We start from the raw sequence: 13187 nt of genomic DNA, 5'->3' as shown, positions 1-13187 counted from the left end.
TGCGCACTTCGCAAGCAGGCGAGCACACCATGATTCAGGATTTCGACACTTTCAAGGCAGAACTGAGTCTCTCCAAAGAAGAGATTTGCAGGGAGCTGTACCAGGAGAATACGGACAAGATCCGTATCAAGAAGGAGACCACCGCCACAAGGAACCTGGCCCGCATAATCGATTCGACCCTGCGCCTGGCCAATTCCAAGGGTTTCCACGCGATGACACTCCGCGACCTGTGCTCCGACTCTGGTCTGAGCATGGGGGGCCTCTACGCGTACATTCGCAACAAGGACGACCTGATACACCTGATCCAGAGCCACGGCTTCAAGCTGACCCGGCGGACCGTGCTCCAGTACATTGCCGACATTCCCGATCCGGTGGAAAAACTTTCCCAGGCCATCCGCGCCCATGTGTTCCTGAGCGAACTGATCCGTCCGTGGTTCTACTTTTCCTATATGGAAGCGAAGAGCCTGCCGCCGGTTGAAAAGCAGAACGCCATAGCGACGGAAAGGGAAATCGAGACCATCTTCTGCAACATCATTTCTGAAGGCATAGAGCAGGGCGTGTTCCGGGAAATCAATGCCCGGCTGTTGTCCTCGCTGATCAAGGCGATGATGCAGGACTGGTACCTCAAGCGTCGCAAGTACCGTGAACAGGGTGTGTCCGTGGAGGACTATGCCAACCAGATCCGCGAGCTGTTGCAGTCGTATCTGCTACCAACCAGTTCGTCCAGCCAGCTGGCCTCATCCCGGCGGGCAACCAGTTCAGCGACCTGAACAGTCCCGCGAGATTCCTACATAAAAAAGCCCCGGCAAGGTCCTACCTGCCGGGGCTTTTTTGTGACGCGTCTATCTACACATCGAGATTGGTGACCGCCAGTGCATTTGTCTGGATGAAGTCCCTGCGCGGTTCCACATCGTCGCCCATCAGGGTAGTGAAGATCTGGTCCGCTGCGATGGCGTCCTCGATGGTCACCTTCATCATCCGGCGGGTTTCGGGGTCCATGGTGGTCTCCCAGAGCTGTTCCGGGTTCATCTCGCCCAGCCCCTTGTAACGCTGGATATTGAGTCCACGCTGGGCTTCCTTCATGAGCCATTCCAGGGCGCCCTCGAAACTCAGAACCATCTGCTTGCGCTCACCCCGCTGTACATAGGCACCGTCTTCGATCAACCCGTCCAGGGTCTCACCCAGGCGGGCGATGGCCCGGTAGGAGGACGACTCGAAGAAGTCGTGGCTGAACACATGGGTGTAAGGAATGCCGTGAACATAGATGGTGACCTTCGGCAGGAACAGGTTGCGCTCGCTGTCCCGCTCCACGGAGAAGGTGTACTTGGTGCCGGTACGGGTATCCAGGTCCAGGCCTTCACCCAGGCGTCCAACCCACCGCGTTACCGCTTCCTCGGACGCCAGGTCTTCAGGTGTCAGGGTGCTGTTGTAGATCATCTGCCGCAGCACCATCTCCGGATAGGCACGGGCCAGGCGATCTATCATGGCCATCACCGCCTGGTAATCCTTCACCATGGTTTTAAGGGCGGAATCCTTGATCGCCGGCGCCTCGGCGTTCACGAACAGCTGGGCGTTCTCCAGGGCAGTCTGGGTCAGGTAAGCTTCCTTGGCCTTTTCGTCTTTAAGATATTGCTCTTGCTTCCCGCGCTTGACCTTGTACAGGGGCGGCATAGCGATAAACACATGGCCCCGTTCAATAATTTCGCGCATCTGGCGGAACAGGAAGGTCAGCAGCAGCGTTCGGATGTGAGAGCCATCCACGTCCGCATCCGTCATAATAATGATGGAGTGGTAACGGAGTTTGTCGGGGTTAAACTCTTCCCGACCGATACCACAGCCCAGGGCAGTGATCAGGGTGCCGACTTCTGCGGAGGAAAGCATCTTGTCAAACCGGGCTTTCTCCACGTTCAGAATCTTACCCTTGAGCGGCAGGATAGCCTGGGTACGTCGCTCGCGCCCCTGCTTGGCGGAGCCACCGGCTGAATCACCCTCCACAATGAACAGTTCGGAAAGTGCCGGGTCTTTTTCCTGACAGTCAGCCAGTTTTCCGGGCAGGCCGGCAATGTCCAGTGCACCCTTACGACGAGTCATGTCCCGGGCTTTACGGGCAGCTTCCCGCGCCCTTGCCGCCTCGATCATCTTGTTGACGATGGCCTTGGCTTCATTGGGCTGCTCCTGGAGATAATCGGAGAAGCTCTGATATAACTCCTGCTCTACCGCTGTCTTCACCTCCGAAGAAACCAGCTTGTCTTTTGTCTGAGAGGAGAACTTCGGGTCCGGCACCTTCACGCTGACAATGGCAGTAAGACCTTCCCGGGCATCGTCGCCGGAGGTGGTGACCTTGGCTTTCTTGCCCAGTCCCTCATGCTCAATATAGTTGTTCAGCGAGCGCGTCAAAGCGGCGCGGAACCCGGCAAGGTGGGTACCACCATCACGCTGGGGAATGTTGTTGGTGAAAGAATAGATATTTTCCTGGAAGGAGTCATTCCATTGCATCGCCACTTCCACCGCGATGCCGTCTTCCCGTTCCTGGTCGAAATGAAATACCCGGTTCAACGGCGTCTTGTTCTGGTTAAGGTGCTCTACAAACGCGCGGAGGCCGCCTTCATATTCGAAAACATCTTCTTTCCCGCTGCGCTCGTCCTGCAGTCGGATACGGACACCCGAGTTCAGGAACGCGAGCTCCCGGAGGCGTTTTGCCAGGATGTCGTAATGGAATTCAATGCTGGTGAAAGTGTCAGGAGAGGGAATAAAGTGCACTTCCGTGCCGCTTCGATCCGTATCACCCACTACGGATAGGGGCCCGTTAGGCACCCCGTGGGTATAGGTTTGCTCATGGACCTGGTGGTCACGACGGATGGTCAGCTTCAGCGTCGATGACAAGGCATTAACGACCGATACACCGACACCGTGCAGGCCACCGGAGACCTTATAGGAGTTGTCGTCGAACTTACCACCAGCGTGGAGCACGGTCATGATCACTTCCGCGGCGGACACACCCTCTTCTTCATGAAGATCCACGGGAATCCCGCGACCGTTGTCCCGTACGGTGACCGATTCATCAGCGTGGATCACCACGCCGATCTCAGAGCAGTGCCCTGCCAGCGCTTCGTCGATGGAGTTGTCCACCAGTTCAAACACCATATGGTGGAGGCCGGTACCATCGTCCGTGTCGCCGATGTACATACCAGGGCGTTTACGCACGGCATCCAGGCCTTTGAGAACCTTGATACTGGAGGAATTGTAGCTCTGTTCACTCATTCGGACGCTCCTGAAGCGCTGGTTTGTTCTTCCGTTAGCCGCCCATGTTCCACGTGGAACACTTTGTACTCCGGCGGCGGGATCTCCCATAACAGGGACGGATCCGGTCTCTCGATCGCTGTCATAAAGATCTGGCTACCCAGACGGTTAAGCCTTTCGGCCAGCAATCGGCGATTGTCCAGGTCAAGTTCCGCATTAATGTCGTCAAGCAGAAAGGTCACTTGCTTACCGTGGGAGGCAAGAACTTTCCCTTGAGCAAGCTTCATCAGAATAACCAGGGTCTTCTGTTGCCCCCGGGAGAAAAGCTCTGCCACAGAACGACCATGGTAGCGAAGTCTGAGATCAGCGCGATTCGGGCCGTACAACGTGTGCCCGACCTTGCGCTCCTGCTCCCGGTGTTCCCTGAGTGTGTTCGCGAGACCCTTTTTCCTGTCCCAACCGGGAAAGTAATCGACCTTAAGTGCTGTCGCCCATTCACTATGGACATCTGAAAGCACCGAGCGGAAGACTGCTTCAAACTCTGCAAATACAGCCCGCCGATGCTCATCAACCTTTTCAGCGACCTCTATAAACTGCCGGTCCCAGACCTGCAATTGTTGGTCGTCTATTCTACCACTTCTGAGGATTTGATTCCGCTGGGATATCGTCCGCTGGCATTGTTGCCACACACCCCCAAAAAAAGGTTCCACGTGGAACACGAGCCAATCCAGAAACTGACGACGTTTTCCGGGCCCACCCGCCACGACATCGAAAACGCCCGGGTCGATCACGGAAACGGGAAATAGTGAGGCAAGCACCGAAAGACTATAGACGTTCTCGCCATCGACCCTTAACCGGGTTTCCCTTTCCTGTATATCGCGGGAAAATCCGAGCCGGCAGCGGGGAGCACGGGTTCCGCCAGACAGGTTCCTGGCATCCGGTGTGTCCGGCAGAACCTCACCAAACACAACAAATCCCTGATGCCCTTCCGTACAAACCACCTGGTGGCGGTTCTGCCGGAAAGACCGACCCAGACCAAGATAGCCGATGGCTTCGAGCAGCGAGGTCTTGCCGCTACCGTTCGCTCCATAGATCAAGTTAACCCAGGGGGAAAAAGACAGGCTGCCAGGGGCAAGGTTGCGGAAATGTTCAGTCTGGAGGGACAGCAGGGCCATCAGTGCAACATGGTCAGTCGATCATCCATAAAGACGTCCATCTCCGGTGCCAGGATATGCACATAACGATCGAAATAAAGAAACTGTTTCAGCAGCAGGGCAAACTCACGTGGGAAATGCAGGCCATGGTCTTCACCGATCCGAACCACCTCCATCAGGATATTATTGACCTCATCATCAGCTTCGTTTGCATGCCAGCCGGCAGCAGACTCGTCCGGCACCATCCGGTCCATATTACGATATAGCTGCCTGAGATCCCCGGACAAGGCACTGACGTCGACCGACTCCCGGGTAATCCCAATACGAACCATCGCATCGGCCATGCCATCAAAATTACCGGCCATAACGGACGCAATAAAGTCGGACACCGCCTGCCACGTCTGGGGGCGGATACGACCGACAATTCCGAAATCAATAAACCCGATACGCCCATCATCCAGCACCATCAGGTTGCCGGCATGAACATCTGCATGGAAAAACTCACACTGAGTCAGGCTCGCAAACCAGGTATTCATGGCTGTAATCAGGGTACGCTCCGGATCACTGGTGACCCGGCGGATGGTTTCCAGATCGGTCAGCGGGACGCCGTGGAAACGCTCCATGGTCAGTACCCGACGGGTGCTGCATTGGTGGTAAACCTTCGGCACGACCACGTCTTCATTATGGGTGGTGTGTAAGAAATGGCGGAAGCTGTCGAGGTTTCTGGCTTCCTGTATGAAATCGCACTCTTCCAGCATGGTCTGCTGGATTTCTTCAACGATACCTGACAACGAGGTCCACGACAGACGAGGCGCTAGGATTTCGACAACACGGGAAGAAACGTACAGAAAATTCAGATCCGTGAGCAGCACCGTTTCGACGCCCGGTTTCTGTACCTTGATAACCACTTCCTCTCCAGTCACCAGGGTAGCGGCGTGGACCTGGGCAATCGAAGCAGAGGCCAGCGCGACCGGCTCAATTTCCCGATAAACCTCTTCCAGTGGACGCCCGAGTTCCTCCCTCAGAATGGTTCGTACATCACTGAAGGGAATACTGGGGGTCCGGTCAAGACAGCCCTGAAATTCATCCACGTATTCCTTCGGAAAAAAGGTGGGGGAACTGGCGATAAATTGCCCCAACTTGATGTAGGTAGCTCCCAGGGATTCAAAGGTCTCCCTCAACAGGCATGGAGCAGGGGGCCGGTGACCTCTCAGCCACCCCAGCCCCGTCCGGCCCAGCACTGCCATGGTCTGACCAATGCGCAGCGCGCCCTTGACACCCTGTGTAACCGTCAACCTGGCCATCAGCTTCACTCCGTATATGTAGTTCGACCAACAACCGGGGCGCCATCGGACTGGTCTCCGGTCGACAGCCCCCACGGGCCAGCCAGGCTGCCGCTATAGCCGCATCGGCATGACGACGTAGAGACTACGACGGTCATTGTCTGATTCGACCAACGCACTGCTGTTCGGGTTCGACAGTGTGAGCCGCACCTGATCATCATCCAGTGCGTTCATAACGTCTACCAGATAGCCCACATTAAAGCCGATCTGGAGGGCTTCCCCCTGGTACTCGACAGAGAGCGCATCCTCCGCCTGTTCCTGGTCCGGATTGTTGGCAAACACTTCCAGCTTGCCTGGCGAAAGATGCAGGCGAACACCCCGGATATTCTCGTGAGACAGGATACCCGCCCGTTGCAGGGTATTCTTGAGAGTAGCCCGGTCAGCCAGCACGATCTTGTCCCCGCCACGGGGAATGACACGATTATAGTCCGGGAACTTGCCCTCAATGAGCTTGGATGTGAATGTATAGCTTCCTACTGTTACCCGAAGGTGATTATCTCCGATCACCAGGGTGGCAGGTGTTTCGACGTCATCCAGCAACCGCGCCAGCTCAAGGACGCCCTTGCGAGGCACGATGACCTGGCGATCTTCCTCCACTCCGGTAGCCATGTCGAAATGGGCCATTGCCAGGCGGTGCCCATCGGTAGCGACCGTGCGAAGGAACTCCGGAGAGACTTCCAGTAAAAGGCCGTTGAGGTAATAGCGAACATCCTGCTGGGCCATGGCGAACGCTGTCGCCTCCAACATACGTCCAAGCTCTTTCTGGGGAACGTCCAGACGCACACTGGCTTCTTCGTCTTCCACATTCGGGAAATGCTGGGCTGGCAGGGTCGAAAGGGTAAAGTGACTGGCACCACAGCGCAGATGCATCCGGTCACCCTCAAGGGCGAGTTCGATGGGTGCCTCATCCCCGAGGGCACGGCAAATATCCGATAATTTACGGGCCGGAACGGTAATGGCTCCGGGCTGGTCGACATGGACTGGTGTTATCCTGGCCACCAACTCGACTTCCATATTGGTGCCAGTGAGGGTCAGGTGATTATCCTCGGCTACCAGCAGAACGTTGGAAAGTACTGGCATGGTCTGCTTGCGCTCCACCACACCGGCAATGGACTGGAGTGGTGTGAGCAGGGCTTCTCGGCTGATGGTCAGTTTCATGTCACTCGAGGTTCCTGTGGCTGTATTCCGATCAAACGCTCAACGTCAGCTGGTCAGCAGACGCATGAAATTCTGGTAGTCCTCCCGGATACCCGGGTCACTTTCCTGCAGTTCGACGATTTTCTTGCAAGCGTGCAGAACCGTCGTATGGTCGCGCCCACCGAAGGCATCCCCTATCTCGGGCAGGCTGTGATTGGTGAGTTCCTTCGACAGCGCCATGGCCATCTGTCGCGGCCTGGTCACGGTGCGCGTGCGACGCTTCGACAAAAGGTCCGCCACCTTGATCTTGTAGTATTCCGCCACCGTGCGCTGGATGTTATCAATGCTGACCTGCTTTTCATGCAGCGCAAGCAGATCCTTCAGGCTTTCCCGGATAAAAGGGGGCGTAATCTCCGAACCGGTAAAGTGCGCATTGGCAATCACCAGCCGCAATGCACCTTCCAGTTCGCGTACGTTGGAGCGAATTTTCTGGGCGATAAAGAAGGCCGCTTCACTGCTCAGCCGAACCTTGGCCTGTTCTGCCTTTTTCATCAGAATGGCAACCCGGGTTTCCAGTTCCGGAGGCTCCACCATTACCGTCAGCCCCCAGCCAAAGCGCGACTTGAGCCGCTCTTCCATGTCTGTGATTTCCTTGGGGAACCGGTCACAGGTAACGATAACCTGCTGGCCACCTTCCAACAAGGCATTAAACGTGTGGAAAAACTCTTCCTGGGAGCGTTCCTTGCGCGCAAAGAACTGGATATCATCAATCAGCAGGGCGTCCACCGAGCGATAGTAACGCTTGAACTCATTAATGGCGTTCAGTTGCAGCGCCTTGACCATATCAGCAACAAATCTTTCAGACCGCAGGTAGGCCACTTTCGCACCGGGATTACGCCGGACGATCTCATTGCCGATTGCATGCATCAAGTGGGTTTTACCCAGGCCGACACCACCATATAAAAACAGCGGGTTATAGGCTCCGCCAGGGTTCTCGGCCACCTGCATGGAGGCTGCACGGGCGAGCTGGTTCGACTTGCCTTCAACAAAGGTATCAAAGGTAAAGCCCTCATTAAGGAAGGACTGATGTTTGATATCACCTTCGACCTGCACCGCGGAGCGTTTTGGCCCCGCTGAAGGGACGGTTGCTGCAACCCCCCTTTCCTCCTCAGTGACCGGGCCGCTGTTCTCCTCTGGTACCTCGACCGATCGCCGGACCTGTGACTGGTGCCCTGCAGCTGTGGCACTGGCGGTACGGCCACTTTGCCCGCGACCGGAGCCTGCGGTTTCCGTTTTCGAGGCCGACCCCACCTTCATATTAACCCGCGGTGCCTGACCACCCTCCAGGTCCTTGATCACTTCTTCTATACGACGCAGGTACTTCTGGTTCACCCAGTCCATAACAAACCGGTTGGGAGCGAACAGTACAAGGCTGCCGTCATCCAGCTGGGGCTGAAGAGGACGTAACCAGGTATTGAACTGCTGTGCCGGAAACTCATCCCGGAGTACTTCAAGACACTGATGCCAGATTCTCTGCGGCACGACCGCCTGCCTCCGATGCTGATAAACCAGAAATGGATTCGGCAGCGTACTGACTGAGAGTACTGATAAGCGCGCTGACGAATCACGGGACCGGAAATTCTACCCCCCGGATGACCGCAGGAAAAGCCCGAAACTTGAACCCATGAACACCCTGTGGAAACTTTTCTCTTTTTTTATCAATTTTTTACAACCTTACACACACCGTTGTGTACAGAAAATCAATCACAAAAACTTATCCACAGCAACCTGTTCACTGCCTGTCCGCAACCCTGTTCACCAGCGCTGGACCAATTCGGGATAAAGCCCTGTTTTCACCAGAACCGGTTTTCTCCCCAATTCATACGAGCTCTGTCCACAGGGCTCAAGTCGATTGGCCTACAGCCTTACACAAGGGACAATTTACTGTTTTCAGGAAGCTTTTTCGGGATATCCCCAGAAAACCATGTGCCTAATAACAGTAATTACAGAAAAGATTTAAAAGAATCAGAAAGACTTATTAAAGTTATTACAGCGGGCAGTTCTGGAAATTCCTGCACCCCGGCATCACGCTGCGGGTATGTCCCTATCCGCCGCCTCCGGAAAGCATTGAAATCCCCCATCGATTTGCTTAGAATGCCGCTCCTGTTTTGACTGTTCATTTTGCAGCCAGTTGCTGCAGATCCACCACTCGATCTATGAGAGCGTAATCATGAAAAGAACGTTTCAACCGAGCGTCCTGAAGCGCAAGCGTGTTCACGGCTTCCGTGCCCGCATGGCCACTGCCAATGGCCGCAAGGTCATCTCACGTCGTCGCGCAAAAGGCCGCGCACGTCTGTCAGCCTGATCCGGATTTCAGTGTGGGGAATTACTCGTTTCCCAAGACGTCCCGTTTGCTTCGACCTGCAGATTATTCAGGCGTATTCGACGACGTACAGATACGGGTACCCCACCGGAACTTCCTGATCCTGGCGTCTCCCAATCAACTGGGACGACCCAGGCTAGGCCTGATTTTTTCCAAGCGGAATCTCAGGCACGCCGTTCAGCGCAACCGGGTAAAGCGAGTGGTTCGAGAAACCTTTCGCCACCGGACGGATCTGGGATCACTGGATATCGTTGTGCTTGGTCGCCAGAACCTGGCAAGCCAGGACAACCAGGCGCTGCACCGTGCCCTGAACGACCTCTGGCGCAAGCTGGCCAGGAAGTCACCTGGTAACGATACCGGTAGCAACCGGTCAGGATAGGCACTATGCGATCTTTCCTGGTCATCCCCATCCAAGTCTATCGTTACGCCATCAGTCCGATGATGGCCAGCCACTGCCGTCATATCCCCACCTGCTCTGTCTATGCACTCGAAGCCATAGAAACCCATGGTTCATTGAAAGGTGCGCTACTGGCAGTTCGGCGGGTATCCCGTTGCCATCCCTGGGGCACCCACGGATATGATCCGGTACCCGGCACAGACCGGTCCACAACCTCAATAAAAGCCAACCCAACTGCAGACTAAGTTTATGGACATTCAGCGCATCGTATTATTTGCCGGTCTAGCCATTGTCAGCTACCTGATGGTTCTTGCCTGGAACGAGGATTACAACCAGCCTGCCGAGCCGGTCGCTGTCCAGGAGCAGACCGCTGACCTGAGCGAGTCCGCCAGCGACGATGAAATGTCCCTTCCTGACAGCACTGGCTCAACCGACGATGACAGTCCGGATGAATTTTCTGCTCCGGGCGGCTCAACATCCATCAGCGCGTCTGAGCTTTCCACCAGTGACCGCCTGGTGACTGTCAGAACCGATGTGCTGGAACTGAAGATTGACCGTGTCGGTGGCAATCTGGTTGAAGCGTCCCTTCTCGACTACGACCGCACCCTCGATAGCAAGGAACCCCTTCGCGTACTGCAGACCTCGAACAACCGTACCTATTTCCTCGAAAGCGGGATGATCGGTGAGAACGGGTTCGACAGCCGTCGTAATGGCGAGCCCCCTGTCTATGAGGTGGACAGCCGTGAAATAACCCTCGAGGACGGCCAGGATTCACTGCAGGTTGATCTGGGTTACCAGACCGATGAAGGTATTGGCGTCATCAAGCGCTATACCCTCGCCCGGGACAGCTATGAAATCGATGTGGAATACCTCATCGACAACCGTTCCGAGCAAGCCTGGCAAGGTAATTTCACCGGCAAGATCGTGCGTGATGAAGCCCCCGACCCGACTGCCCAGAACAGTATGGGTATCCGGGCCTTCCTAGGCCTGGTTATCAGCACACCGGACGACCCCTACGAAAAGTTCGATTTTTCCGACCTGGAAGACGATCGTATCAACCAGCCGGTAACCAATGGCTGGTTGGCATTCCTGCAGCACTACTTTATTTCGGCCTGGATCCCACCGCGGGATCAGACCCATCAGTTCCAGACCACCCGCCGTGATAACCTGAACGTCATGGGGTTTGTCAGTCCGGCCACCGTGGTTGAACCCGGCGAAACCGGGCAGGCTGGTGCCCGTATCTATGTGGGGCCGAAGATCATTGATCGCCTGGAAGGCGTTGCACCAAACCTTGACCGCACCGTGGACTTCGGCTTCCTGTTCTTTATTTCCCTGCCACTGTTCATTTTTATGGACTGGATTCACAGCCTGGTCGGTAACTGGGGTGTGTCTATCATTCTGCTGACGGTGGTCGTCAAGGCCGTGTTCTTCAAACTGTCTGCAACCAGCTACAGGTCCATGGCCCGCATGCGGGCAGTAGCACCCCAGCTGACACGTCTGCGCGAGCTCTATGGCGACGACCGCCAGCGTATGTCCCAGGAAATGATGGCCCTGTACAAGAAGGAAAAGATCAATCCTCTGGGGGGCTGTCTGCCTATCCTGGTTCAGATGCCAGTGTTCATTGCCCTGTACTGGGTATTGTTTGAAAGTGTGCAGCTTCGCCATGCGCCCTTCATGCTGTGGATCCAGGATCTGTCCCAGATGGATCCCTACTTCATCCTGCCGATCCTGATGGGTGCCAGCATGATGTTGCAGATGCACCTGAACCCGACACCTCCGGACCCCATGCAGGCCAAGATCATGAAGCTGATGCCGATCATCTTCACCGTGTTCTTCCTGTGGTTCCCGGCTGGCCTGGTACTGTACTGGCTCACCAACAACATTCTGTCCATTGCCCAGCAGTGGTACATTACCCGCAAGATCGAGGCGGAGATGGCAACCCGAAAGACCTGATGGTCCGGGTATTCGCCATCCATAGTGCGGGGCTCCTCAGGGAGCCCCGTTCTGTTTGTGCCTGATGAATCCCTTGTGAAGGCGGTGGAGGAAACCATGCAAGTCACTGACACCATTGCTGCTATTGCCACAGCGCCTGGTCAGGCTGGCGTAGGTATTGTGCGTGTCTCCGGCCCCGCGGCACAGTCCATTGCAGTCGCTATGCTTGGCTTCCAACCCAGGCCCAGGTACGCCCATTACGGGCCCTTCCTGGATGATCGTGACCAGCTCATAGACGAAGGCATCGGACTCTTCTTTCCGGGTCCAAACTCCTTTACCGGTGAGGACGTACTGGAACTTCAGGGGCATGGTGGTACCGTTATCCTCGATCTCTTGCTGCGGCAAGTCTGCCAACTTGGCGCGCGCCTGGCCCGCCCCGGGGAATTTTCTGAACGTGCCTTTCTCAACGACAAACTGGACCTGACCCAGGCTGAAGCCATCGCGGACTTGATTGAAAGCAGTTCGGAGCAGGCGGCCAGGTCAGCTGTGCAATCGTTACAGGGGGTGTTTTCCCGGCGAATTAACACCCTGGTGGATTCAGTAACCCAACTTCGAATCTACGTGGAAGCTGCAATCGACTTCCCCGAGGAAGAGATCGATTTCCTGGCGGACGGCAAGGTGGCGTCAGACCTGGAGCAAATCCTTGCCGATCTGGAGCAGATCCTTGCCGAGGCCCATCAGGGCAGCCTGCTCCGCGACGGTATGAAAGTGGTCATTGCGGGTCGCCCCAATGCGGGTAAATCCAGTCTGCTCAATGCCCTTGCCGGCCGGGAAGCGGCCATTGTCACAGCGATTGAAGGCACCACCCGTGACGTACTGAGGGAACATATCCACATTGATGGTATGCCGCTGCATATCATCGACACTGCCGGCCTGCGGGACAGCCCGGATGAAGTGGAGCAGATTGGTATCGCCAGGGCCTGGGACGAAATCCGACAGGCTGATCGTATCCTGCTCATGGTGGATGCAACCACCACTTCGGAAACGGAACCCCACGCCATCTGGCCGGATTTTATCGATCAGTTGCCGGAAAAAGCCCCGGTCACCGTAATACGGAACAAGGTGGATCTGTCCGGCGAGACAGTAGGAATTTCCGCAGAACCCCACCACGCAGCTCCGGTTATCCGGATTGCTGCCAAGTCTGCAGAAGGCCTTGAGCTATTACGGGAGCACCTCAAGCAGTGCATAGGATTTGCCACCACCACAGAAGGCGGATTCCTTGCCCGTCGTCGACACCTGGATGCATTGCAACGGGCGCTGGCTTCGCTGAGACAGGGCAAGGACCAGTTGCACGGGTATGGCGCTGGCGAATTGCTGGCAGAAGACCTCCGTGCCACCCAGGACGCCTTGGGAGAAATCACCGGTGTTATGACCCCGGATGACTTACTGGGCAAGATTTTCAGCAGTTTCTGCATCGGCAAGTAGGTCAGTCCCGGTTCCATGACAGGAAACGTATTGTGCGTAAATAGACCTTCCATCAGTTAGTAATAATCATTATCATTAGCTCCTGATAATTCATTCAAATTCTTGATCTACAGGAG

Annotated in this window: 11 protein-coding genes; 6 read left to right on the top strand and 5 right to left on the bottom strand. The window is 55.8% G+C overall.

Going from position 1 to position 13187, the window contains the following annotated elements:
- Positions 1-29: 29 nt before the first annotated feature.
- Positions 30-770, top strand: coding sequence for a TetR/AcrR family transcriptional regulator (locus MLC59_RS05220; RefSeq protein ID WP_248231594.1), 741 nt, complete (start codon positions 30-32; stop codon positions 768-770).
- A gap of 76 nt (positions 771-846) precedes the next feature.
- On the opposite strand, the gene gyrB is transcribed toward MLC59_RS05220, so the two are convergent.
- The 5 genes from gyrB to dnaA all read right to left on the bottom strand — a co-directional run bounded on the left by gyrB (position 847) and on the right by dnaA (position 8416).
- On the bottom strand, positions 847-3261 hold the full coding sequence (gene gyrB, locus MLC59_RS05215) for a DNA topoisomerase (ATP-hydrolyzing) subunit B (RefSeq protein WP_248231592.1): 2415 nt from the start codon (positions 3259-3261) through the stop codon (positions 847-849).
- Positions 3258-4415, bottom strand: coding sequence for a DNA replication/repair protein RecF (gene recF, locus MLC59_RS05210; RefSeq protein ID WP_248231591.1), 1158 nt, complete (start codon positions 4413-4415; stop codon positions 3258-3260). The genes gyrB and recF overlap by 4 nt, the downstream gene beginning before the upstream one ends.
- Positions 4415-5698, bottom strand: a complete 1284-nt coding sequence (locus MLC59_RS05205; protein ID WP_248231588.1) for an ABC1 kinase family protein — start codon at positions 5696-5698, stop codon at positions 4415-4417. Before MLC59_RS05205 ends, recF begins: the two co-directional genes overlap by 1 nt.
- A 93-nt stretch (positions 5699-5791) precedes the next feature.
- The gene (dnaN, locus tag MLC59_RS05200; protein WP_248231587.1) at positions 5792-6895 is read right to left on the bottom strand and encodes a DNA polymerase III subunit beta; all 1104 of its coding nucleotides are present in this window, start codon (positions 6893-6895) and stop codon (positions 5792-5794) included.
- 45 nt (positions 6896-6940) lie between these two features.
- The gene (gene dnaA, locus MLC59_RS05195; RefSeq protein WP_248231585.1) at positions 6941-8416 is read right to left on the bottom strand and encodes a chromosomal replication initiator protein DnaA; all 1476 of its coding nucleotides are present in this window, start codon (positions 8414-8416) and stop codon (positions 6941-6943) included.
- A gap of 688 nt (positions 8417-9104) precedes the next feature.
- Between dnaA and rpmH the strand changes: the two genes are divergently transcribed.
- The 5 genes from rpmH (at position 9105) to mnmE (ending at position 13071) form a co-directional block, all read left to right on the top strand.
- The gene (gene rpmH, locus MLC59_RS05190) at positions 9105-9239 is read left to right on the top strand and encodes a 50S ribosomal protein L34 (RefSeq protein WP_008172542.1); all 135 of its coding nucleotides are present in this window, start codon (positions 9105-9107) and stop codon (positions 9237-9239) included.
- A gap of 13 nt (positions 9240-9252) precedes the next feature.
- A complete protein-coding gene (rnpA, locus tag MLC59_RS05185) occupies positions 9253-9636 on the top strand; it encodes a ribonuclease P protein component (RefSeq protein WP_248231584.1) in 384 nt (127 codons plus the stop codon).
- Between the two features lie 5 nt (positions 9637-9641).
- Complete coding sequence (gene yidD / locus MLC59_RS05180; RefSeq protein WP_248231578.1) at positions 9642-9899, top strand: membrane protein insertion efficiency factor YidD; 258 nt, start codon at positions 9642-9644, stop codon at positions 9897-9899.
- Between the two features lie 4 nt (positions 9900-9903).
- Positions 9904-11607 (top strand): membrane protein insertase YidC, encoded by a 1704-nt coding sequence (yidC, locus tag MLC59_RS05175; RefSeq protein WP_248231577.1) that lies wholly within the window; start codon positions 9904-9906, stop codon positions 11605-11607.
- A gap of 96 nt (positions 11608-11703) precedes the next feature.
- Positions 11704-13071: a tRNA uridine-5-carboxymethylaminomethyl(34) synthesis GTPase MnmE gene (gene mnmE, locus MLC59_RS05170; RefSeq protein WP_248231576.1), complete on the top strand. Its 1368-nt coding sequence runs from the start codon at positions 11704-11706 to the stop codon at positions 13069-13071.
- Positions 13072-13187 lie beyond the last annotated feature (116 nt).

Source organism: Marinobacter bryozoorum, from assembly GCF_023156245.1.
Taxonomy (GTDB): Bacteria; Pseudomonadota; Gammaproteobacteria; order Pseudomonadales; family Oleiphilaceae; genus Marinobacter; species Marinobacter bryozoorum.
This window is presented reverse-complemented; position numbering and strand designations above follow the sequence as displayed.

Coding starts and splice junctions, on each gene's coding strand:
- MLC59_RS05220 (WP_248231594.1), top strand. CDS start 30: ATGATTCAGGATTTCGACACTTTCAAGGCAGAACTGAGTCTCTCCAAA.
- gyrB (WP_248231592.1), bottom strand. CDS start 3,261: ATGAGTGAACAGAGCTACAATTCCTCCAGTATCAAGGTTCTCAAAGGC.
- recF (WP_248231591.1), bottom strand. CDS start 4,415: ATGGCCCTGCTGTCCCTCCAGACTGAACATTTCCGCAACCTTGCCCCT.
- MLC59_RS05205 (WP_248231588.1), bottom strand. CDS start 5,698: ATGGCCAGGTTGACGGTTACACAGGGTGTCAAGGGCGCGCTGCGCATT.
- dnaN (WP_248231587.1), bottom strand. CDS start 6,895: ATGAAACTGACCATCAGCCGAGAAGCCCTGCTCACACCACTCCAGTCC.
- rpmH (WP_008172542.1), top strand. CDS start 9,105: ATGAAAAGAACGTTTCAACCGAGCGTCCTGAAGCGCAAGCGTGTTCAC.
- yidD (WP_248231578.1), top strand. CDS start 9,642: ATGCGATCTTTCCTGGTCATCCCCATCCAAGTCTATCGTTACGCCATC.
- yidC (WP_248231577.1), top strand. CDS start 9,904: ATGGACATTCAGCGCATCGTATTATTTGCCGGTCTAGCCATTGTCAGC.
- mnmE (WP_248231576.1), top strand. CDS start 11,704: ATGCAAGTCACTGACACCATTGCTGCTATTGCCACAGCGCCTGGTCAG.